General features: G+C 71.6%; 19 protein-coding genes. 10 read left to right on the top strand and 9 right to left on the bottom strand.

Annotated features, from left to right (window positions below):
• Positions 1–76: 76 nt before the first annotated feature.
• Positions 77–1,831: an acetyl/propionyl/methylcrotonyl-CoA carboxylase subunit alpha gene (locus ACIBK6_RS31680; protein ID WP_399055009.1), complete on the bottom strand. Its 1,755-nt coding sequence runs from the start codon at positions 1,829–1,831 to the stop codon at positions 77–79.
• A gap of 421 nt (positions 1,832–2,252) precedes the next feature.
• Between ACIBK6_RS31680 and ACIBK6_RS31675 the strand changes: the two genes are divergently transcribed.
• Positions 2,253–2,708 (top strand): hypothetical protein, encoded by a 456-nt coding sequence (locus tag ACIBK6_RS31675; protein WP_399055007.1) that lies wholly within the window; start codon positions 2,253–2,255, stop codon positions 2,706–2,708.
• 24 nt (positions 2,709–2,732) lie between these two features.
• On the opposite strand, the gene ACIBK6_RS31670 is transcribed toward ACIBK6_RS31675, so the two are convergent.
• Together ACIBK6_RS31670 and mmpB are read right to left on the bottom strand one after the other, a co-directional pair.
• The gene (locus ACIBK6_RS31670; RefSeq protein WP_399055005.1) at positions 2,733–3,344 is read right to left on the bottom strand and encodes a Maf family protein; all 612 of its coding nucleotides are present in this window, start codon (positions 3,342–3,344) and stop codon (positions 2,733–2,735) included.
• A gap of 83 nt (positions 3,345–3,427) precedes the next feature.
• Positions 3,428–3,556 carry a morphogenic membrane protein MmpB gene (mmpB, locus tag ACIBK6_RS31665; RefSeq protein WP_399055003.1) on the bottom strand — a complete coding sequence of 43 codons (129 nt, stop codon included), beginning with the start codon at positions 3,554–3,556 and terminating at the stop codon, positions 3,428–3,430.
• Positions 3,557–3,808: 252 nt separating this feature from the next.
• Between mmpB and ACIBK6_RS31660 the strand changes: the two genes are divergently transcribed.
• Positions 3,809–5,071 carry an SGNH/GDSL hydrolase family protein gene (locus ACIBK6_RS31660; RefSeq protein ID WP_399055001.1) on the top strand — a complete coding sequence of 421 codons (1,263 nt, stop codon included), beginning with the start codon at positions 3,809–3,811 and terminating at the stop codon, positions 5,069–5,071.
• An 89-nt stretch (positions 5,072–5,160) separates the two neighbouring features.
• Here ACIBK6_RS31660 and ACIBK6_RS31655 read toward each other — a convergent pair whose 3' ends face one another.
• Both ACIBK6_RS31655 and ACIBK6_RS31650 read right to left on the bottom strand, forming a co-directional pair.
• The gene (locus ACIBK6_RS31655) at positions 5,161–5,367 is read right to left on the bottom strand and encodes an acyl-CoA carboxylase epsilon subunit (RefSeq protein WP_399054999.1); all 207 of its coding nucleotides are present in this window, start codon (positions 5,365–5,367) and stop codon (positions 5,161–5,163) included.
• A 20-nt stretch (positions 5,368–5,387) separates the two neighbouring features.
• Positions 5,388–7,001, bottom strand: a complete 1,614-nt coding sequence (locus ACIBK6_RS31650; protein ID WP_399054997.1) for an acyl-CoA carboxylase subunit beta — start codon at positions 6,999–7,001, stop codon at positions 5,388–5,390.
• Between the two features lie 131 nt (positions 7,002–7,132).
• Here ACIBK6_RS31650 and ACIBK6_RS31645 point away from each other — a divergent pair, with 131 nt between their 5' ends.
• The 5 genes from ACIBK6_RS31645 to hutH all read left to right on the top strand — a co-directional run bounded on the left by ACIBK6_RS31645 (position 7,133) and on the right by hutH (position 13,306).
• A complete protein-coding gene (locus ACIBK6_RS31645) occupies positions 7,133–7,993 on the top strand; it encodes a biotin--[acetyl-CoA-carboxylase] ligase (RefSeq protein WP_399054995.1) in 861 nt (286 codons plus the stop codon).
• 186 nt (positions 7,994–8,179) lie between these two features.
• Positions 8,180–9,361, top strand: a complete 1,182-nt coding sequence (locus ACIBK6_RS31640) for an adenylate/guanylate cyclase domain-containing protein (protein ID WP_399054993.1) — start codon at positions 8,180–8,182, stop codon at positions 9,359–9,361.
• 42 nt (positions 9,362–9,403) lie between these two features.
• Positions 9,404–10,192, top strand: a complete 789-nt coding sequence (locus ACIBK6_RS31635) for an enoyl-CoA hydratase/isomerase family protein (protein WP_399054991.1) — start codon at positions 9,404–9,406, stop codon at positions 10,190–10,192.
• A gap of 192 nt (positions 10,193–10,384) precedes the next feature.
• Complete coding sequence (locus ACIBK6_RS31630) at positions 10,385–11,545, top strand: diguanylate cyclase domain-containing protein (protein ID WP_399054989.1); 1,161 nt, start codon at positions 10,385–10,387, stop codon at positions 11,543–11,545.
• 219 nt (positions 11,546–11,764) lie between these two features.
• Entirely contained in the window at positions 11,765–13,306 is a 1,542-nt protein-coding gene (gene hutH / locus ACIBK6_RS31625; RefSeq protein WP_399055185.1) for a histidine ammonia-lyase, read from the top strand.
• Between the two features lie 97 nt (positions 13,307–13,403).
• Here the strand turns inward: hutH and ACIBK6_RS31620 are convergent, their stop codons facing one another.
• Entirely contained in the window at positions 13,404–13,685 is a 282-nt protein-coding gene (locus ACIBK6_RS31620; protein WP_399054987.1) for an LPXTG cell wall anchor domain-containing protein, read from the bottom strand.
• A gap of 108 nt (positions 13,686–13,793) precedes the next feature.
• On the opposite strand from ACIBK6_RS31620, the gene ACIBK6_RS31615 reads away from it, so the two are divergent.
• Both ACIBK6_RS31615 and ACIBK6_RS31610 read left to right on the top strand, forming a co-directional pair.
• Complete coding sequence (locus ACIBK6_RS31615; protein WP_399054985.1) at positions 13,794–14,120, top strand: hypothetical protein; 327 nt, start codon at positions 13,794–13,796, stop codon at positions 14,118–14,120.
• A gap of 257 nt (positions 14,121–14,377) precedes the next feature.
• Positions 14,378–15,652, top strand: a complete 1,275-nt coding sequence (locus ACIBK6_RS31610; RefSeq protein WP_399054983.1) for an Ig-like domain-containing protein — start codon at positions 14,378–14,380, stop codon at positions 15,650–15,652.
• 43 nt (positions 15,653–15,695) lie between these two features.
• Here the strand turns inward: ACIBK6_RS31610 and ACIBK6_RS31605 are convergent, their stop codons facing one another.
• Positions 15,696–16,550 carry a helix-turn-helix domain-containing protein gene (locus tag ACIBK6_RS31605; RefSeq protein ID WP_399054981.1) on the bottom strand — a complete coding sequence of 285 codons (855 nt, stop codon included), beginning with the start codon at positions 16,548–16,550 and terminating at the stop codon, positions 15,696–15,698.
• Positions 16,551–16,707: 157 nt separating this feature from the next.
• On the opposite strand from ACIBK6_RS31605, the gene ACIBK6_RS31600 reads away from it, so the two are divergent.
• Positions 16,708–17,745 carry an NAD(P)-dependent alcohol dehydrogenase gene (locus ACIBK6_RS31600; RefSeq protein ID WP_399054979.1) on the top strand — a complete coding sequence of 346 codons (1,038 nt, stop codon included), beginning with the start codon at positions 16,708–16,710 and terminating at the stop codon, positions 17,743–17,745.
• A 149-nt stretch (positions 17,746–17,894) separates the two neighbouring features.
• Here the strand turns inward: ACIBK6_RS31600 and ACIBK6_RS31595 are convergent, their stop codons facing one another.
• Together ACIBK6_RS31595 and ACIBK6_RS31590 are read right to left on the bottom strand one after the other, a co-directional pair.
• Complete coding sequence (locus ACIBK6_RS31595) at positions 17,895–19,544, bottom strand: hypothetical protein (protein ID WP_399055183.1); 1,650 nt, start codon at positions 19,542–19,544, stop codon at positions 17,895–17,897.
• Between the two features lie 391 nt (positions 19,545–19,935).
• Positions 19,936–20,955, bottom strand: a complete 1,020-nt coding sequence (locus ACIBK6_RS31590) for a multidrug resistance efflux transporter family protein (protein WP_399054977.1) — start codon at positions 20,953–20,955, stop codon at positions 19,936–19,938.
• Between the last annotated feature and the right edge of the window lie 35 nt (positions 20,956–20,990).

The following is a 20,990-nucleotide window of genomic DNA, read 5'->3' as shown; positions in this document are numbered from 1 at the left end:
CGAACACAGGGCGTCAAAAGGAAGGAGCCCCGGCCGTGAACTGCGGCCGGGGCTCCTCGCGTTACGCGGGGGCGAATCAGTCCTTGATCTCGCAGATCATCGCGCCGGACGACACCGACGCGCCGACCTCCGCCGACAGCCCCTTGATCGTGCCGGAGCGGTGTGCGTTGAGCGGCTGCTCCATCTTCATGGCTTCGAGGACCACGATCAGGTCGCCTTCTTTGACCTCCTGGCCCTCCTCGACGGCGACCTTGACGATCGTGCCCTGCATCGGGGATGCGAGGGTGTCGCCGGACGCCGCCGAACCCGCCTTCTTCGCCGCGCGCCGCTTCGGCTTGGCGCCACCGGCAGCGGCGGTACGGGCCAGGGACATGCCCAGGGAGGACGGCAGGGAGACCTCAAGCCGCTTGCCGCCTACCTCGACGACGACCGTCTCGCGGCCCGGCTCCTCGTCCGTCTCCACGTCGGCCGGAGCCGTGAACGCGGGGATCTCGTTGACGAATTCGGTCTCGATCCAGCGGGTGTGGATGCTGAAGGGGTCCGAGGTGAACGCCGGGTCGGCGACGACCGCGCGGTGGAAGGGGATGGCGGTGGCCATGCCCTCGACCTCGAACTCGGCCAGCGCGCGGGCGGCGCGCTGGAGCGCCTGTTCGCGGGTGGCGCCGGTGACGATGAGCTTGGCGAGCAGCGAGTCCCAGGCGGGGCCGATCACGCTGCCGGACTCCACGCCCGCGTCCAGGCGGACGCCAGGGCCGGAGGGGGCGGCGAACTTGGTGACCGTGCCGGGCGCGGGCAGGAAGCCCCGGCCCGGGTCCTCGCCGTTGATGCGGAACTCGAAGGAGTGGCCGCGCAGGACGGGGTCGCCGTAGCCGAGCTCTTCGCCGTCGGCGATGCGGAACATCTCGCGGACCAGGTCGATGCCCGCGACTTCTTCGGTGACGGGGTGCTCGACCTGGAGGCGGGTGTTGACCTCCAGGAAGGAGATCGTGCCGTCGGTGCCGACCAGGAACTCCACGGTGCCCGCGCCGACGTAACCGGCCTCGCGCAGGATCGCCTTGGAGGCGGCGTACAGCTCGGCGTTCTGCGCCTCGCTGAGGAACGGCGCGGGGGCCTCCTCGACCAGCTTCTGGTGGCGGCGCTGGAGGGAGCAGTCACGCGTGGAGACGACCACGACGTTGCCGTGCGAGTCGGCCAGGCACTGCGTCTCGACGTGACGCGGCTTGTCGAGGTAGCGCTCCACGAAGCACTCACCGCGCCCGAAGGCCGCGACGGCCTCGCGCACCGCGGACTCGTACAGCTCGGGAACTTCTTCAAGGGTGCGGGCGACCTTCAGCCCGCGCCCGCCGCCACCGAACGCGGCCTTGATCGCGATCGGCAGGCCGTGTTCCTGCGCGAAGGCGACGACCTCGTCGGCACCCGACACCGGGTCCGGCGTACCGGCCACCAGAGGTGCCCCCGCGCGCTGGGCGATGTGACGGGCCGCCACCTTGTCGCCGAGGTCGCGGATGGCCTGCGGCGGCGGGCCGATCCAGGTCAGGCCCGCGTCCAGGACGGCCTGGGCGAACTCGGCGTTCTCCGACAGGAATCCGTAGCCGGGGTGGATGGCGTCCGCGCCCGAATCGGCGGCGGCAGCAAGCACCTTGGCAATGTCCAGGTAGCTGGCGGCCGGGGTGTCACCGCCCAGGGCGAACGCCTCGTCCGCTGCCCGGACATGCAGTGCATCCCGGTCCGGATCGGCGTAGACGGCTACGCTCGCGATTCCGGCATCCCGGCAGGCCCGGGCAACGCGGACAGCGATTTCGCCACGGTTGGCGATGAGCACCTTGCGCACGATGGCTCCCTCCTTGAAACAAGCTGAGTTTAGGGAAGCCGCACACTGGCTTACGACCCATCCCCAATGGTGAGCTTGCCCACACGGAGTGTGATTCGAGGCGCGCTCAAGTCGCGAAATCCCTTGTCGCACCACGGTACGCCTGGCTCCCGTACCGCACAGTAGCGGTGTGGTGTGGTCAAGGTCTCTGTCCCGGCGGCCAGCAGCACCCCGCGTTTCTTTGTGGAGTCCCTACGAATGGCCGCATGATTCTTTGCGGCCGGGCCCCCGCGTGCCGCACCTCGGGGCGAAGATCGGCCAGTGTTCCTGTCCGGACCCTTGTACGAAGTACTACTGGCCCCCAAGCTCTTGAAGAGCAGGGGGGACCCCCATGTAGCGTGCGCCCTGTCGACGTACTAGGGGTAACAGGGGGTGCAGCGCCATGCTGCGCAGACCGATCGCCATCGTGGCCGCGCTCATTCTCTTCGCCGAGGCCTGCGGCATCGTGCTCGTCAACTGGGTGCTCGGCACGGTCGCCGGCCATCAGCACATGTCCCTCGCCGGGATCGACCCGAAGGCGATATCCACCGGAGCCTTCGTCGCGGGCGGGCTGTTCGGCCTCTTCCTCGCCGGCTGCGGAGTCGTCCTGCTGGTCATCGGCATACGCGACCGCGCTCCCGGCCGCTTCGGCCGCATCGCGGTGATCTCCTGCGCTGTGGCGCACGGCGTACTCGGCGCGCTGACGGTCGGCCTCGTCGGCTGGACCGCCTTCGCCCTCCTGATGGTCGTGCTCGCGCTGATCGTCTACGTACTCCTGGCGTACGTGCAGGAGCACCCGGCGCCCGAGCCGGAGGACGGCGCTCCCGGCGCCCACGACGGCGCCCCGGCCGCCGCCTGACGCCCCCCGGCGCGCGCCGCGCCGCTACACCCAGAGGTCGGTGATCGAGATGCCGAGCTCGCCGAGCAGCTGGCGCAGCATCGGCAGCGAGAGCCCGATGACGTTGCCGTGGTTGCCCTCGATGGCGTCCACGAAGGGCGCCGAACGGCCGTCGAGGGTGAACGCGCCTGCCACGTAAAGGGGTTCACCGCTCGCCACGTACGCCGCGATCTCCGCGTCCGTGGGGTCGCCGAACCGTACGACCGTCGAGGCGGTCGCCGACGCACGCTCACCCGTCGCCGTGTCGATCACGCAGTGGCCGGTCTGGAGGATGCCCGCGCGGCCGCGCATCGACTTCCAGCGGGCCGTCGCGTCCTCGGCGTCGGCGGGCTTGCCGAGCGCCTCGCCGTCGAGTTCGAGTACCGAGTCGCAGCCGATGACCAGTGCCCCGGCGGCCTCGCCGCGCCCGGCCACCGCCGCCGCCTTCGCCTCGGCGAGTACGCGGGCGAGTTCTGCGGGGCTCGGCGCGGTCACCGCGTCCTCGTCCACACCGCTGACGATCACCTCGGGGGCCAGACCGGCCTGGCGGAGCAGCCCGAGCCGGGCGGGCGATTGGGAGGCGAGGACGAGGCGGCGCTGGGCAGGCTGAGCAGTCATGAGCGCCATCGTAGGCGCCCACGCGGGGGGCGCCAGGGGTGACCCGGGGCTCAGCCGGCGCCCGTACGGGGGGCTGCCGGGGCTCAGTGGATGCTGACGACGATCATCGCCACGACCATGGCCAGGGCGAGGAGCAGGCCCGCCCGGCGCATCATCGCCTGCGCGTCCCGCAGTTCCTTGGGCGGCTCGTCCTTCGGGTCTGACCACAGCATGCAATCGATGGTGCGACCCGGGCCGTTGGCGCGCCTGAGTACCCGTACTCAGGCGCACCGGTGCCAATTGACTAATTCCGGACCGGTACTTCATCCATCGTTCACCTGCGGCCTGCCCGTATCCGATCGGTAAACGGGTTCACGGTTCCATTAGTCGTTGCGGACTGCTACTGTCCTGACTAACGGAACCAGCAAACCATTAATGGTCCCTGATTGTTCTGGCCTGGTCGTTCCAGATGGGGGAGATCCGCCATGAAGGTGAACACGAACATGAACGCGTCCGTCCGCCGCGCAGCCGCCCCGCTGGCCGCCGCCGCAGCCGCGCTCGCCCTGCTCGGCTCCGCGCAGCCGTCCGCCGCGCAGCCGGTCGGCTGGGGTGCCGCCTGGGCCGCGTCCCCGCAGCTCCCGGCCACCGGGTTCACCCCCAACTGGTCGCAGGAGGGCTTCTCGCACCAGAGCGTGCGCCAGGTCGTCCGCGTCACCGAGGGCGGCGACCGCGCCCGCATCCGGCTCTCCAACGCCTACGGCACCTCACCGCTCACCATCACCGGCGCCACCATCGCCCGGACCGGCCGGGGTGCGGACGTCCAGCCCGGCTCCACAAGGGAGTTGACCTTCGGCGGCAAGAAGTCCGTGAGCATCCCCGCCCATGGCGAACTGCGCAGCGACGCCGCCCAACTCGCCCTGAAACCCCTGGAGTCGGTGACCCTCACGCTCTACTTCGCCGGGACGACCGGCCCCGCCACCTTCCACGCGCAGGGCTTCGCCGACACCTTCCGGGCCGAGGGCGACCACCGCGCCGACGCGTCGGGCCGGGCCTTCACCGAGTCCACCCAGTCCTGGTACTACCTGTCCGGAGTCGAGGTCGGCGGCCGGGCCAGGGGCGACGGCATCGCCCTGTTCGGGGACTCCATCACGGACGGCTTCGGTTCCACCCCGGGCGCCAACCACCGCTACTCCGACGCCCTCGCCGAACAGACCGGCAGGCCCGTCGTCAACGCGGGCATCGGCGGCAACCTCGTACTCAACGACTCGGCCTGGTACGGCGAACGCTCCACCGCGCGGTTCGGCCGCGACGTCCTCGACCAGCCCGGTGTGTCCACCGTCGTCGTCCTCGAAGGCCTCAACGACATCGGCTTCAGTGAAGCCCAGAAGGGCCCGAAGCCGCAGCCCACATACAAGCCCGCACCCGTCGTCTCCAGTGCCGAACTCATCGCCGGATACCGGGAGTTGATCCGCCAGGCGCACGGCAGGGGGCTGAAGGCCGTCGGCGCCACGCTGCTTCCGCTGAAGGGCTCCGACCACTGGGGCGCGCACTCGGCCCGGGTCAGCGACGAGGTCAACGACTGGATCCGCGGCTCCGGCGCGTTCGACGCGGTGGTCGACTTCGACAAGGCGCTCGCCTCGAAGACCGACCCCGACCGGCTCGCCGCGGCCTACGACTCGGGCGACGCCCTGCACCCCAATGACGCGGGCTACCGCGCGATGGCTGAGGCGCTGGCCAAGGTTCTCTGAGACGCCCTCGCGGACCTCTTGTGCGGCTTGTTCGACATCAACAAGGCGGCCGGACCCCCACCTGGGGTCCGGCCGCCGTCGTTCGCCGCCTAGGCCGGCCAGTACGTCCGGGCCCAGGAGCGGGTGCCCGGCTTCGGCAGGGTGCGGCGGGCGATGCGCGCGGGGTCGGACCAGCCCTCGGGCGGCAGCGGCGCACCGGGCGCGGCCGAAGCCGTCGCCGCGGCGCGCGCCTGGACCACCGCCAGTGCGGCGGCCAGCTCCTCCGGGGTCGGATTGCCCCGTACGACCTTGATCACAGCGGCTCCTTGCTGGGGGGCTAGAGGGGGATGTTGCCGTGCTTCTTCGGAGGGAGGGATTCCCGCTTCGTCCGCAGCTGACGCAGGCCGCGCACGATGTGCGCGCGGGTCTCCGACGGCATGATCACCGCGTCGACGTAGCCGCGCTCGGCCGCGATGTACGGGTTGAGGAGGGTGTCCTCGTAGTCCGCGATCAGCTCGGCGCGGGTGGTCTCCGCCTCCTCGGGATCCGTGACCGCCGCGATCGTGCGGCGGTGCAGGATGTTGACCGCGCCCTGCGCGCCCATCACCGCGATCTGCGCGGTCGGCCAGGCCAGGTTGAGGTCGGCGCCCAGGTGCTTGGAGCCCATGACGTCGTACGCGCCGCCGAACGCCTTGCGGGTGATCACGGTGATCAGCGGGACGGTCGCCTCGGCGTAGGCGTAGATCAGCTTGGCGCCGCGGCGGATGATGCCGCCGTACTCCTGGTCGACGCCCGGCAGGAAGCCCGGTACGTCCACGAAGGTGAGGACCGGGACGTTGAACGCGTCGCAGGTGCGGACGAACCGCGCCGCCTTCTCGGAGGCGTTGATGTCCAGGCAGCCCGCGAACTGCATCGGCTGGTTGGCGACGACGCCGACCGGGTAGCCCTCGACGCGGCCGAAGCCGGTGATGATGTTCGGCGCGAACAGGGCCTGGGTCTCCAGGAACTCGCCGTCGTCCAGGACGTGCTCGATGGCCGTGTGCATGTCGTACGGCTGGTTCGCGGAGTCCGGGATGAGCGTGTCCAACTCCCGGTCCTCGTCGGAGACTTCGAGATCGGCCTCCTCGGGGAAGGCCGGGGCCTCGCTCAGGTTGTTCGAAGGGAGGTAGGAGAGCAGCGACTTGACGTAGTCGATCGCGTCCTTCTCGTCGCCCGCCATGTGGTGCGCCACGCCCGACGTGGTGTTGTGGGTGCGGGCGCCGCCGAGCTCCTCGAATCCGACGTCCTCGCCGGTCACCGTCTTGATGACGTCGGGTCCTGTGATGAACATGTGCGAGGTCTGGTCGACCATGACCGTGAAGTCGGTGATGGCGGGCGAGTAGACGGCGCCGCCTGCGCACGGTCCGACGATGAGGGAGATCTGCGGGACGACGCCCGAGGCGTGCACGTTCCGGCGGAAGATCTCGGCGAACAGGCCGAGGGCGACGACGCCCTCCTGGATCCTGGCCCCGCCGCCGTCGTTGATGCCGATGACCGGGCAGCCGGTCTTCAGCGCGAAGTCCATGACCTTGACGATCTTCTCGCCGTACACCTCGCCGAGCGAACCGCCGAAGATGGTGAAGTCCTGCGAGTAGACGCACACCGGGCGGCCGTCGACGGTCCCGTAACCGGTGACCACGCCGTCCCCGTACGGGCGGTTCTTCTCGATCCCGAAGTTGGTCGAACGGTGCCGGGCGAACTCGTCCAGCTCCACGAACGAGCCCTCGTCCAGGAGCAGTTCGACCCGCTCACGGGCCGTCAACTTGCCCTTGGCGTGCTGCTTTTCGACCGCGCGCGCGGAGCCGGCGTGCGTCGCCTCGTCGATACGGCGCTGAAGGTCCGCGATCTTTCCGGCGGTGGTGTGAATGTCATTAGCGTCGGCGGCGGCGTCGTGCTTTTCCGGCTCGGACATCGGGATGCGGCTCCCTGCCTGGTCACGGGGATGGTGGCTACTGACTCGTAGGGTAGTGGCGGGGATACGGTTCGGCAGTGCGGCGTTGGCCACACCCCGGTGGCCTTGCAATTGCCGCCTAACCTGGCTGCATGACACCCCCGGACGCATCCGACAGCCGCTGGTCCGACCTCGACCGGCCGCCCCTGAACGTCACCGCGCTGCGCCGCGCCCTGCTGCGGCCGGACGCCCTGTGGACCTCGCTTGACGTGGTGACCGCGACCGGCTCCACCAACTCCGACCTCGCCGCGAAGGCGGACGCGCTGGCGGAGGGGGCGGTGCTGGTCGCCGAGGAGCAGACCGCCGGGCGCGGCCGCCTGGACCGGCGCTGGTCGGCGCCGGCCCGCTCCGGGCTCTTCTTCTCCGTACTGCTGAAGCCGGGGGAGTCGGTGCCGGTCGAGCGCTGGGGGTGGCTGCCGCTGCTCACCGGGGTCGCGGTGGCGACCGGCCTTGCGCGCGCGGCGGGCGTCGACACGGCGCTGAAATGGCCCAACGACCTGCTGGTCTCGGTGGACGCCGAGGAGCGCAAGGCGGGCGGGATCCTCGCGGAGCGGGCCGGTTCGGAGAGCGTCGTCGTCGGCATCGGCCTCAACGTCACCCTGCGCGCCGACGAACTCCCCGTGCCGGGTGCGGGCTCCCTCGCGCTGGCGGGGGCCGTCTCCACGGACCGCGACACCCTGCTGCGGGCGGTGCTGCGCTCGCTGGAGGAGTGGTACGGGTCGTGGCGCGCGGCATCCGGCGACCCGGCGGCGTCCGGGCTCCAGGAGGCCTACGCGGCGGCCTGCGCGACGCTGGGCCGCACGGTGCGGGCGGAGCTGCCCGGGGGGCAGTCGGTACAGGGTGAGGCGGTGGCGGTGGACGGGGATGGGCGGCTCGTCCTGGCCACGTCCGAGGGTGTCCAGCGGCCGGTCGCGGCGGGCGACATCGTCCACCTGCGCCCTGCGGCGCCGTAAGCGGCCCCGTTTCTCTTCCCACCCGCCCTTCGCAGGGGGCTGAACCCGGCGGGCGGGTGGGAGAACCGGCCCCGGCCAGCTCCCCGGGGGAGCGGACGTGAGCTACGGCACACCTGCCGTATCGTTGAGGCCGATCCAGCGACAGATCGGCAGGGCAGTGCGCAGGCAACGGGCAGGAGGCGGCCGGTGACCGTCGACGAGACACGGTCCGGTGCGGACGCCGGTATCGGCGACGGCGGCTCCGCCGGCACCCCCTCGGATCCCCCTACCTCCGCGTATCCGACCCCGCACCACGCCGTCGACCACACCGCCGAGCCGACCGACGACCCGCTCGCCATCCGGCTTGAGCAGCTGATCCTCGGTGCGGACCGGCGCTACACCCCCTTCCAGGCGGCCCGTACCGCCGGGGTCTCCATGGAGCTGGCGTCCCGGTTCTGGCGGGCCATGGGGTTCGCCGACATCGGGCAGGCCAAGGCGCTCACCGAGGCGGACGTGCTCGCCCTGCGGCGGCTCGCCGGACTCGTGGAGGCGGGGCTGCTCAGCGAGCCGATGGCGGTGCAGGTGGCCCGCTCCACCGGGCAGACCACCGCCCGGCTGGCCGAATGGCAGATTGATTCTTTTCTGGAGGGCCTGACCGAGCCGCCCGAGCCCGGCATGACCCGTACGGAAGTCACGTACCCCCTGGTCGAACTGCTCCTGCCCGAGCTCCAGGAGTTCCTCGTCTACGTCTGGCGGCGCCAGCTCGCCGCCGCCACCGGGCGCGTGGTGCAGGCCGCCGACGACGAGGAGATGGTGGACCGCCGCCTGGCGGTGGGCTTCGCCGACCTCGTGGGGTTCACCCGGCTCACCCGGCGCCTGGAGGAGGAGGAGCTCGGCGAGCTGGTCGAGGCGTTCGAGACGACCGCGGCGGATCTGGTCGCCGCGCACGGCGGGCGGCTCATCAAGACGCTGGGCGACGAAGTCCTGTTCGCCGCGGACGACGCCGGGACCGCCGCCGAGATCTCGCTGCGGCTCATCGAGACCATGGCGGGCGACGAGACGATGCCCGCCCTGCGCGTGGGCATCGCGTTCGGCACGGTCACGACCCGGATGGGCGACGTGTTCGGCACGACCGTGAACCTCGCGAGCCGGCTCACCTCGATAGCCCCGAAGGACGCCGTCCTGGTCGACGGAGCGTTCGCCGAGGAACTCGCCCGTACCGGCGACGCCCCCGTCTCCGAGGCGCAGGCCGCAGAGGACGCCGCGGCCGCCGAGAAGGAGGGCGAGGAGCCCCCCGCGTACCGCTTCGCACTCCAGCCCATGTGGCAGCGCCCGGTGCGCGGCCTGGGCGTCGTGGAACCCTGGCTCCTGCACCGCCGCGAAGCCTAGGATCGGCCCCGACGTAACGTTCGTTAACGCGGAGGGGTTCGCATGGCTGAGCAGCGGTTCGGGGAGTACGTCGTCGTACGGCGCGAGGGGTTCGTCGCCGAGCTGGTGCTCGACCGGCCCAAGGCGATGAACGCGGTCTCGACGGAGATGGCCCGCTCCATCGCCGCCGCCTGCGACGCGCTCGCCGCCGACCGCGACGCCAGGGTCACCGTGCTGACGTCGACCCACGAGCGGGCGTTCTGCGTCGGCGCCGACCTGAAGGAGCGCAACTCCCTCACGGACGCGGAGCTCGTACGCCAGCGGCCCACCGCGCGCGCCGCGTACACCGGTGTGCTCGAACTGCCCATGCCCACCGTCGCCGCCGTGCACGGCTTCGCGCTGGGCGGCGGCTTCGAGCTGGCGCTGGCCTGCGATGTGATCGTGGCGGACGCGACCGCCGTGGTGGGGCTGCCCGAGGTGTCGGTCGGCGTCATCCCCGGCGGCGGCGGTACGCAGCTGCTTCCGCGCCGGGTCGGTGCGGCCCGTGCCGCCGAGCTGGTCTTCACCGCGCGCCGCGTCGAGGCCCTGGAGGCAAGGGAGTTGGGGCTCGTCGACGTACTGGCCGACGACGCCCGTACGGAGGCGCTCGCGCTCGCGGGGCGGATGGCCGCCAACTCGCCCGTCGGGCTGCGGGCGGCGAAGCGGGCGATGCGGCTCGGGCAAGGGCTCGATCTGCGGGCCGGTCTTGAGGTCGAGGACGCGGCGTGGCGGTCGGTGGCGTTCTCGGGGGACCGCGCGGAGGGCGTGGCCGCGTTCAACGAGAAGCGGAAGCCGGTGTGGCCCGGGGAGTGATCCCGGGCGCCGGGTCGAGTCCCCGCGGCGGGCCGGCGGTGTGATCCTTTGTGGTCGGTTCGCGGACCGGCTCCCGCGTGGCGATCCACCTGCGCGGCCCCATGCGGCCGGTCCGCGGGCATGATCCTTTGCGTCGGGTGCGCGGTGGCGTTCCGGCCGTCAAAACTTCTCATACCTCCCTAAGCTGGAGGAATGGGTGGAGAGGATGCCCGGCTGCGGGCCGTGGTTTCGCTGGCGCAGGCCATGGCCGCGGCGCACACGCCGCGCGAGTCCTGGCGGGCCGCGGCGCACGGTGCGCGCGACGCGCTCGGCGGGAACTTCGCCGCGCTCTCGGTGTGGGAGCGCGAGCTCGGCCGGCTGCGGGTGCTGGTGAACGATGGCGAACGGGCCGAGGGGGAGGAGGAGTTCCCCGAGGACGAGACGTACCCGGTGCACCAGTTCCCCGAGATCACCGAGTTCCTGCACGAGCGGTGGGCGGGTGGCGGCGAGCCGAACGCCTGGGTCGAGACCGCTCTGGCGCCGCCCGAGGGGGAGGCGGGTGACCGCCACGTGGGGGCACCTCCCAGCGGTAGCTGGGGGAGGGTGACCGCCCTGCGCCGGCGCGGCCGGGGCTGCTGCGTGGTCGCGCCGATCGTGCTGCACGGCCGGGCCTGGGGCGAGCTGTATGTGGCGCGGCCGGTCGGGGCGCCGCTGTTCGACGCCGCCGACGCGGACTTCGCGACCGTGCTCGCCTCGGTCGCGGCGGCGGGCATCGCGCAGACCGAACGGCTCGAAGAGGTACGCCGCCTCGCCTTCACCGACCCGCTCACCGGGCTCGCCAACCGGCGGGCCGTGGACATGAAGCTGGATGAGGCGGTCGAGCGGCACCGGTCCGAAGGGGCGGTCGTCAGCCTCGTCGTCTGCGATCTGAACGGGCTCAAGCGGGTCAACGACACCCGGGGCCACGCCGTCGGCGACCGGCTCCTGGAACGCTTCGGCTCGGTGCTCTCGCTGTGCGGGGCGATGCTGCCGGGGGCGCTGGCCGCACGGCTCGGCGGCGACGAGTTCTGCCTGCTCTCGGTGGGGCCGTCCGCCGACGAGGTGGTGGCGGTCGGCGAGGAACTCTGCCTGCGGGCAGGGGAGTTGGAGCTCGGCGAGGGGGTCGCGTGCGGGGTGGCCTCCACGGGCGACCCCATCGGCGAGGTGCGCTCGGCCCGCCGTCTGTTCCGCCTCGCGGACGCGGCCCAGTACCGCGCGAAGGCCGCGCGTTCGGCCAAGCCGGTGGTGGCTGGGCGGGACGGTGCGGTGCTGCGCCTCGCGGACACCCCGCCGTCCGGCCCGCACGACCGGCGGCGGTTCCGGGGGCGGGGTTAGATGCTGGGGGGTGCGCCCCCAGACCCCCATAGCCCTTGGTCTGCGGACCGCGGTCCGTTGTGCCCACCCTCCCCCAAGCTCTTAAGGAGCAGGGGGGACCCCCATCGACCTGCGGAACGATTGCCCACAACGGAAGGGGAACGGATCAGGGGTAAGGACCCCACCCCCGCCCTGCTAGTGACATGACGGGATTCAATCCGTAGGGTGCTGAATATGGATATGCACACTGTCGTGGTGGGGACCTCCGGGACCACCCCCGAGGACGTCATCGCCGTGGCCCGGGACAACGCCCGGGTCGAGCTCTCCGCCGAGGCCGTCGACGCCCTGGCCAAGGCGCGCGAGATCGTTGACGCGCTGGCTGCCAAGCCGGAGCCGGTGTACGGCGTCTCCACCGGCTTCGGTGCCCTCGCCTCCCGGCACATCAGCCCCGATCTCCGCGCCCAGCTCCAGCGCAACATCGTGCGCTCGCACGCGGCCGGCATGGGCCCGAGGGTCGAGCGCGAAGTCGTGCGCGCGCTCATGTTCCTGCGGCTCAAGACCGTCGCCTCCGGGCACACCGGCGTACGGCCCGCCGTCGCCCAGACGATGGCCGACGTACTCAACGCGGGCATCACGCCGGTCGTCCACGAGTACGGCTCGCTCGGCTGCTCCGGAGACCTCGCGCCGCTCTCGCACTGCGCGCTGACGCTGATGGGCGAGGGCGACGCCGAGGGCCCCGACGGCGTCGTGCAGCCCGCCGGTGAGCTGCTCGCCGCGGCCGGCATCACCCCCGTCGAGCTGCGCGAGAAGGAGGGCCTCGCCCTCCTCAACGGCACCGACGGCATGCTCGGCATGCTGTGCATGGCCATCGCCGACCTGAAGAAGCTCTACACCTCCGCCGACATCACCGCCGCGCTCACCCTCGAAGCGCTGCTCGGCACCGACAAGGTGCTCGCCCCCGAACTGCACGCCATCCGCCCGCACCCCGGCCAGGGCGCGGCCGCCGCCAACATGCTGGCCGTGCTGAAGGGTTCGGGCCTGACCGGCCACTTCCAGGAGGAAGAGGCGCCCCGCGTGCAGGACGCGTACTCGGTACGCTGCGCCCCGCAGGTCAACGGCGCCGGACGCGACACGATCGCCTACGCGCTGACCGTCGCCGAACGCGAACTCGCCTCCGCCGTCGACAACCCCGTCGTGCTGCCCGACGGCCGCGTCGAGTCCAACGGCAACTTCCACGGTGCCCCGGTCGCCTACGTCCTGGACTTCCTCGCCATCGCCGCCGCCGACCTCGGCTCCATCACCGAGCGCCGCACCGACCGCCTCCTCGACAAGAACCGCAGCCACGGCCTGCCGCCGTTCCTCGCCGACGACGCCGGTGTGGACTCGGGCCTGATGATCGCCCAGTACACGCAGGCCGCCCTGGTCAGCGAGATGAAGCGGCTCGCGGTGCCCGCGTCCGCCGACTCCATCCCGTCCTCCGCCATGCAGGAGGACCACGTCTCCATGGGCTGGTCGGCCGCCCGCAAGCTGCGTACGGCAGTCGACAACCTCACCCGGATCATCGCCGTCGAGATGTACGCGGCGACCCGCGGCATCGAGCTGCGCAAGGGCCTCACCCCCGCGCCCGCCTCGCAGGCCGCCATCGCCGCGGCCCGCGCGGCCGGCATCCAGGGCCCCGGCCCGGACCGCTTCCTCGCGCCCGACCTGGCCGCGGCGGAGGCCTTCGTACGCGAAGGGAAGCTGGTCGCCGCGGTGGAGCCGGTGACGGGCCCGCTCGCCTGAGTCACGTTGGCCGTACGGAAAGGGCCGCCCGGGATGTCGAATCCCGGGCGGCCCATTTTCCGTACGCGCGAGGGCAGTTGAGGGGCGTACCGCCGCCTCAGCAGCTCCTCGATCTGCGGACCGAGTACGTCACGAACCCGGCCCCAAGGCCCAGGAACAGCGAGCCGCCGACCAGGTAGGGGGAGGTGTCCGCGCCGCCGGTGTCGGCGAGCGCGAGGGTGTCCGCGGCGGTGGCCGGGGCGGCCCGGTCCGCGGTGTGCGCGGGGGCGGACGAAGGGCGCTGCTCGTCCGTCGCGTTGGCGGACGGCACGAACCACAGGGCGCAGAGCAGGGAGCCGGCGGCGGTGGCGGTGAGCAGGGGACGACGAGCGACGGACAAGTGAGCGATCCCCTTGCGAGTACGTCGAATTGGCGGGATGCGCTGATGCTAGTGAAAGCAGCGGGTCGCGGGAAAGTCGCGCGTGCCCCGGGCCCTACGCTCCCTCGCATGAGCGAAGCAGAGACATCACGATATGTACGCCTCCGCGTCGATTTGGTCCTTGAGATCGAGGACGCGGACACCCTGGCGGCGGCCGCCCTCGGCCGCATCGCCGAGGATCCCGAGATGCGGGCCGAAGAACGCGCGCATGCGGACGCCGCGGTGCGGGAAGACGGAGCGGAGGCCCTCGCCTACCTCGTGGACCCGGTCGGCCTCGTGGAGGCGCTGCCGGGCGTGGAACTGGCCCAGGCCTCCTGGAGCAGCGAGCGGATCGGCTACGACCCCGACGACGAGGAGTGGGACCTGGACGAGGAGGACACCAACGACGAGGACTGACGGACGAAGGACTGACGCGGAGCGCCGAACCGGACGGCGGGCGGCGGACGGCGGACCGGAGGGCTGCGGGGTGGAAGGCGGACGGCGAGCCGGACGGCGGGCGGACAGTGGCGGGCGCGGGGCGGCTTTCGGTGATCTTGCACCGTCCCGCCCCACCCCGTCCGCCGACGCGTGGTGTGCCCCACATTCACCCCCGCTGCGGAACGCGAACCCGCCGTCTGATGTTCTAGACGTGATGGATCCGGGGGACGGCGACGATGGAGATGCGTGTGAAGACGGAGAGTAAGCGGCGCAAGCAGAGCCTCATGGCCGCGTGCGCGGTGGTCGGCGGCGTACTGGTCCTCTCGGCCTGCAACGGCGGCGGTGGCACGGGCGGCCAGGCCGACAGCTCGAAGTCGGCGCAGTCGCAGGCGCAGGCCGACAAGGCCGCCGAGAAGGACACCTCGGCCGCGAAGATCACCATCACTCCGAAGAACGGCGCGAACAACGTCGGCATCAACAACGACACCAAGGTCGCCGTCGCCGACGGCAAGCTGACCGCCGTCACCCTGACCTCCGCCGACGGCGCCGAGGTCGCCGGGAAGATATCCGCCGACGGGCTCGGCTGGACGCCCGACAAGGCGCTGCAGCGTTCGGCGACGTACAAGATGACGGCGACCGCGGTGGACGCCAAGGGGCGCGAGGCGCACGAGAACGCCTCCTTCACCACCGTCTCGCCGAAGAACAGCTTCATAGGCAACTTCACGCCCGAGGACGGCTCCACCGTCGGCGTCGGCATGCCGGTGTCGGTCAACTTCGACAAGCCGGTGACCAACAAGAAGGACGTGCAGTCCCACATCACCGTCTCCTCCAGCGGCGGGCAGGAGGTCGTCGGGCACTGGTTCGGCTCGCAGCGCCTCGACTTCCGCCCGCAGGACTACTGGAAGGAGAACTCGACGGTCACCATGAAGATGAACCTGGACGGCGTCGAGGCCTCCAACGGCATCACCGGCGTCCAGGAGAAGACGGTCACCTTCAAGATCGGCCGCAACCAGGTCTCCACCGTGGACGCGAACACCCACACCATGACCGTCACCCAGGACGGCAAGGTCGTGAAGACGATCCCGATCTCCGCGGGCTCCCCCGACCACCCGACCTACAACGGCCAGATGGTGATCTCCGAGAAGTACAAGGAGACCCGCATGAACGGTGCGACGGTCGGCTTCACGGACAACGACGGCAAGGGCGAGTACGACATCAAGGACGTGCCGCACGCCATGCGCCTGTCCGCCTCCGGCACCTTCATCCACGGCAACTACTGGGGCGCCAAGTCCATCTTCGGCAGCGCCAACACCAGCCACGGCTGCGTCGGCCTCTCCGACACCAAGGGCGCGAACGACGACGGCACCACGGCCGCCTGGTTCTACGACAACTCGATCACCGGCGACGTCGTCATCGTCAAGAACTCCCACGACAAGACGATCCAGCCCGACAACGGCTTCAACGGCTGGAACATGAGCTGGGCCCAGTGGAAGGCCGGCTCCGCCGTCTGACCCCCGGGCCCCCGGGTCCGCGAAACCCGGGCCCGCGGGCTCCTCAGGCCCGTACCGGCTGCTCGGCGCTCCAACTGCCGAGCAGCCGCAGCGACTCCGCCGACACCGAACCCGGCTCCGCGTGGAAGGTGACAAGCGACAGGTCGTGCTCGTCGGGCAGCTTCAGCGTCTCGTACGCGAGGGTCAGCTCGCCCACCACCGGATGGCGCAGCCGCTTGACGCCATGGCCCTTGTCGGCGACCGTGTGGGCCGCCCACATGCTGCGGAACTCCTCGCTCTTGACCGACAACTCGCCGACCAGCGCGGTCAGTTGCGGGTCGTCCGGATAGCAGCCCGCGCACAGCCGCAGCACGCTCACCACATCGACGGCCTTGTTGTGCCAGTCGACGTACAGCGCCCGCGCGGCCGGGTCCAGGAAGACATGGCGGGCCAGGTTCCGCTCCTGCGGCGGCAGTTCGGACAGATCGCCCAGGAGCGCCGCCGCCATCCGGTTCCAGCCGAGGATGTCGAGGCGGCGGCCGACGATGTAGGCGGGCACGCCCTCCATCGCGTCGATCAGCTGCTGGAGCGCCGGGCGCACCTGCTGCGGCCGGGCGGCGGCCGCGCGCTTCTTCCTCGGCTTGCCCTTCGCGAGGTGGCTGAGGTGGTTCTGCTCGGTGTCGGTCAGCCGCAGCGCCCGCCCGATCGCCTCCAGGACCTCCACGGAGACGTTCTGCGCGTTGCCCTGCTCCAGGCGCGTGTAGTACGCCACCGACACCCCGGCCAGCTGCGCCAGCTCCTCCCGGCGCAGACCGGGCACCCTGCGGTGCCGCCCGTGGTCGGGCAGCCCCACGTCCTCGGGCTTCAGCCGGGCCCGGCGGGAGTGGAGGAATTCGCTGAGTTCGGCACGCTGGTCCATGACACCCCAGTATCCGCCGCCGCCGGGGTGGTCGTACGACCGTGAGCCTGACCCTGCCAGTGGTACGCACGCTGGACGTAGGCAGCACAGGGACCTGGGTGACCTGCGCGGATTCGGGCAGGCTGGGCGCGTACCCCAAAGATCTGAGGAGAACGGCATGACCACCGTCGCCGCCTACGCCGCCCCCGCCGCCAAGGCCCCGCTGGAGCGCACCACCGTCGAGCGCCGCCCGGTGGGCGCGAACGACGTGCTCATCGAGATCAAGTACGCCGGTATCTGCCACTCCGACATCCACCAGGCGCGCGAGGGCTGGGGCGAGGCCGTCTTCCCGATGGTGCCCGGCCACGAGATCGCCGGCGTGATCACCGAAGTCGGCTCCGCCGTCACCACGTTCCAGGTCGGCGACCGTGCAGGGGTCGGCTGCTTCGTCGACTCCTGCGGCGAGTGCGAGACCTGTCTTGCCGGGCAGAACCAGTTCTGCGCGACCGGCACCGCCACGTACAACTCGATCGGCAGGGACGGGCTGCCCACCTACGGCGGCTACTCCACCCACATCGTGGTCGACGCCGACCACACCCTGCGCATCCCCGACAGCATCCCGCTGGACGTCGCGGCCCCGCTGCTGTGCGCGGGCATCACCCTGTACTCGCCGCTCAAGCGCTGGCAGGCGGGCCCCGGCAAGAAGGTCGCCATCCTCGGACTCGGCGGCCTCGGCCACATGGGCGTGAAGATCGCCCACGCGCTCGGCGCCGAGGTGACCGTGCTCAGCCAGTCGCTGCGCAAGAAGGACGACGGCCTGAAGCTCGGCGCCGACCACTACTACGCGACCAGCGACGCGGACACCTTCAAGGAGCTCGCGGGCTCCCTCGACCTGATCGTGTCGACCGTCTCCGCCCCGCTCGACCTGGGCGCGTACCTCTCGCTCCTGAAGACGGGCGGCGCGTTCGTCAACGTGGGCGCCCCCGAGGAGCCGAACTCGCTCAACATGTTCGGCCTCATCGGCGGCAACAAGATCCTCGCCGGTTCGATGATCGGCGGCATCGCCGAGACCCAGGAGATGCTGGACTTCTGCGCCGAGCACGGCCTGGGCGCCGAGATCGAGCTGATCCGCGCGGACCAGATCAACGAGGCGTACGAGCGGGTGCTGGCCAGCGACGTGCGCTACCGGTTCGTGATCGACACCGCGACGATCTAGCCGATCCGGCTCTGAGCGATTCAGCTTCGGTGAAACCCCGGAGGCCCGGTGCCTCCGGGGTTTCGCGCTACCTCCCAGGAGACGGCGGCGGCGCTGCGCGAGATGCAATCTGAACCAGAACTCCCTTGTCAGGGAAGATAGTTGGAGAATCAGGGAAGGTAGTTGGAGCCGAGGCGGTAGGTGCCGGGGACGGTGACCGTGAGGCGGGTCCAGCCGTCCGGGCCCTGCGCCACGCGGGCGCCCTTGGCCCGCAGCCACGGCGAGTACGCGATCCGTACGGTCGCCGAGCCCGGCCGGTCCATCTGTACGACCAGTTCGGCGTCGTCGCCCGAGAGCGCGGTGCCGGGGGCCGAGACGAGGGGCACGGCGTCGCGGACCCGGTAGACCTTCCAGTGCGCGTCCTGCCAGACCGGCTCCAGCCAGGGCGCCCCGCCGCGCACGAGGGCGGCCTCGGCTTCGGCGGGACCGTCCGGGCGGCCGTCGGGCACCACGACGAAGCCGACGGCCAGGCGGTCCAGCCAGGCGCGGTAGGTGTCCCGGTCCAGCGTGCCGTCGTAGAAGAGCCGGCCGCGCTCGACATCGAGCTGCCGGTTCCAGCCCCGGGCGTTGTTGACGTACGCCGCGAGTACGGACGCCTCGCGGTGGTTGCGGGCCGGGACCACCTCGACGCGGGTACGCTCCGCGCCGAGCCGGTCCAGCTCGGCGACGACCCCGTCGGTGTGCGCGGCCCAGGCGGGCACCTCGGTCGCCACCCGCAGATCGTCCATGGTCTTGTCGCGCAGCCAGACGATGGAGACGAGGCAGGTGAGGGCGAGGACGAGCCGACGGATCTGGCGGATCCGGTGGATTCGGCGGGTCTGGTGGGTCTGGTGGGTCTGGAGGATCCCGCCGGTCCTGTGGGGGGCGTTGCCCGGGTCGCGGCCGGCGTGCGGGGGCAGGGCTAGGGCGGCGGCGAGCAGCACCGGCGGGGCCGCGAGCCCGAAGAGCCGCTCCACGTTGGTGCCGATGGGGGAGGCGACGAGGTACGTGAGCACGACGCCCAGCGCGTAGACGGCCGCGCCGTACCGCACCAGCCGCCAGTCCCGCCCGCGCGGCGCGGCGCACACCAGCACGGCGCAGGCGGCGAGCGGCATCCACACCTTGCCGAGCGCCATGGGCTGTTCACCCTCGAAGGGGAAGAGCAGGCTGGTCGCGCCGACGACGACGAACGGCGGGAGCAGGAGCGCCGTCGCCGTACGCCACCGCCGGTCGAGCCCGTACGCGGCGGCGACCACGACGAGGAACAGCCCTGCGACGGGGCTGGCGGCGGTGGCGAGAGCGGCGCATGCGGCTGAGAGCAGGGCTCTGCGGTGAGGGCGGCGCTCTGAGATGAGAGCGATGCTCTCGGTATCGGTGAGGGTGGTGCGGCGAGAGTGCTGCTCTACGCGGCGGGCGGCGCTCTCTCCGCGCGCCCAGAGGCGAGCGCCCCGCTCCACAACGAGAGCGCCGCTCTCCCGCAACCCCCGGCGATCACCCTGCCCCGAACCGAGAGCGCTGCTCTCCCGTATCCCGCGATCACCCCGTCCTGAGCCGAGAGCGCCGCTCTCTCCAGCCCACAAGCAGGCGCCGAGGCCGAAGGCCACGCCCACCGCGAAGGTCGTCCGCCCCGATGCCACGTTGCACCACAGCGCACCGGCTCCGAGCAGCGTCGGCCACCACGGATTGCGTACCGACTCCGCGCGTACCAGGAGCCGGGCCATCAGCCACGTCGAGGCGAGGCCCGCCGCCACGGTCACCGTGCGCACCCCGAACGCCGCCATCAACCACGGCGTGAGCAGGCTGTAGTTGGCGGTGTGGGTGCCGCCGTACCAGGACAGGTTGTACGCCGACCCCGGGTGCCGCGCGGCGAACCCGGCCCAGGCGAACTGGGCCGAGAGGTCGCCCCCGCCGGTCGCGAGGAAGGCGGCCCACGCGGCGTACGCGGGAATCATGAGCGCCGTGAGGAGCACGGGCACCGCCGCCCGCCCCCGCCACCGGCCCCACCCCCCGGGCTCCGCCCCGCCCCGCTCACGCTCCTCGTCGCGTACGGGTATTCGTACGCGCATGCTCTCGCCGCTGCCCATCCGGCCACCCTACGATCCGGCCGATCGGGAGCCCGTACGCGCCGGTCCTACGCTCGAAGGCTGGTCAACTGGTCAACAGGTCGACAGGTCAAGGCGTTCGGGTAGACGGTGGCCGAGGGGCCGGGACCTCTGGGCGAGTTGGCGTGGCACTGGCCCAAGCGGTAGCCGGGGCCGGATCCTGGTCCCGGGACGGGTGCAGGGCGTGCAGGCAGAGCCCGCCGACGATGAGCGCGAGGCCCGTCCAGCCGGTCGGGGCCGGGGCCGAGATGCCGGTCACCAGGGCCTCGCCCGCCAGCGTGAAGGGCACCTCGGCGGCCTGGGTCGCCTCCACCGCACCCAGCGCGGCCGGCCGGTCCCGTACGAGATCGGTGGCGCGGAAGAACAGGGTGGTCGCCACCACCCCCGACACCAGGGCGACGATCAGGCACTGGACGACCTGATCGCGCCCGGGCGCACCGACGCGTACGCCCGCCGTACCGGCCAGAACCACCCACAGCGGCAGCGAGCCGACCGTCATGGCGAGCGTGCGCTGCACCCCGTCGAGGCCGTCGCGGCCGAGCAGCCTGCGGTTGCCGAGCGGGTACGCGACGGCCGCGACAAGGACCGGGACGACGACGCGCGCGACCGTGCCCGCGTCCATGCCGTGCGCGTTCTGGGTCTGCGCGAGGGCGACCCCGGCGACGATGAGCAGCGAGACCGCGAGCGTGCGACGCGGAACCCGCCCGCCGATCAGGATCCCCGCGACGATCACCAACTGCCAGGTCGCCGCGAGCAGCCAGCCCGCGCCCGCCCGGCTCGCCCAGGTCATCGGCGCGTAGAACAGCCCGAACCCGACCGTCGACCAGCCCAGCCACGACCAGGGCCGGGCCCGCAGACTCCGTACGACCCCGGGCAGCCCGCCCCGTATCCACACGATCAGCACGAGCGGCGGCAGCATGAACAGATAGCGCAGGCTCGCGGTCCACAGCCAGGACCCGCCCGCCACGCTCATCTGCCGATTGAGCACGAAGCTGGTCGCGAAACACCCGGCGGCGACGACGCCGAGCGCCATGGGCAGGGCGGTACTTCTGTGCACGCCCGCGCCCTTCGGGCCCTTCGTGTCGTTCACGTCCCACTCTCTCGCCGATCGGCCACGAACTAAAA

The sequence above is a fragment of the Streptomyces sp. NPDC050485 genome (assembly GCF_044458185.1).
In the GTDB taxonomy this organism is placed as follows: Bacteria; Actinomycetota; Actinomycetes; order Streptomycetales; family Streptomycetaceae; genus Streptomyces.
The sequence above is the reverse complement of the archived record's forward strand: the minus strand, read 5'-3'. Positions and strand labels throughout refer to the sequence as shown.

Coding starts and splice junctions, on each gene's coding strand:
- ACIBK6_RS31675 (WP_399055007.1), top strand. CDS start 2,253: ATGCTGCGCAGACCGATCGCCATCGTGGCCGCGCTCATTCTCTTCGCC.
- ACIBK6_RS31670 (WP_399055005.1), bottom strand. CDS start 3,344: ATGACTGCTCAGCCTGCCCAGCGCCGCCTCGTCCTCGCCTCCCAATCG.
- mmpB (WP_399055003.1), bottom strand. CDS start 3,556: ATGCTGTGGTCAGACCCGAAGGACGAGCCGCCCAAGGAACTGCGGGAC.
- ACIBK6_RS31660 (WP_399055001.1), top strand. CDS start 3,809: ATGAAGGTGAACACGAACATGAACGCGTCCGTCCGCCGCGCAGCCGCC.
- ACIBK6_RS31650 (WP_399054997.1), bottom strand. CDS start 7,001: ATGTCCGAGCCGGAAAAGCACGACGCCGCCGCCGACGCTAATGACATT.
- ACIBK6_RS31645 (WP_399054995.1), top strand. CDS start 7,133: ATGACACCCCCGGACGCATCCGACAGCCGCTGGTCCGACCTCGACCGG.
- ACIBK6_RS31635 (WP_399054991.1), top strand. CDS start 9,404: ATGGCTGAGCAGCGGTTCGGGGAGTACGTCGTCGTACGGCGCGAGGGG.
- ACIBK6_RS31630 (WP_399054989.1), top strand. CDS start 10,385: ATGGGTGGAGAGGATGCCCGGCTGCGGGCCGTGGTTTCGCTGGCGCAG.
- hutH (WP_399055185.1), top strand. CDS start 11,765: ATGCACACTGTCGTGGTGGGGACCTCCGGGACCACCCCCGAGGACGTC.
- ACIBK6_RS31615 (WP_399054985.1), top strand. CDS start 13,794: ATGAGCGAAGCAGAGACATCACGATATGTACGCCTCCGCGTCGATTTG.
- ACIBK6_RS31610 (WP_399054983.1), top strand. CDS start 14,378: ATGGAGATGCGTGTGAAGACGGAGAGTAAGCGGCGCAAGCAGAGCCTC.
- ACIBK6_RS31605 (WP_399054981.1), bottom strand. CDS start 16,550: ATGGACCAGCGTGCCGAACTCAGCGAATTCCTCCACTCCCGCCGGGCC.
- ACIBK6_RS31600 (WP_399054979.1), top strand. CDS start 16,708: ATGACCACCGTCGCCGCCTACGCCGCCCCCGCCGCCAAGGCCCCGCTG.
- ACIBK6_RS31595 (WP_399055183.1), bottom strand. CDS start 19,544: ATGGCGGCGTTCGGGGTGCGCACGGTGACCGTGGCGGCGGGCCTCGCC.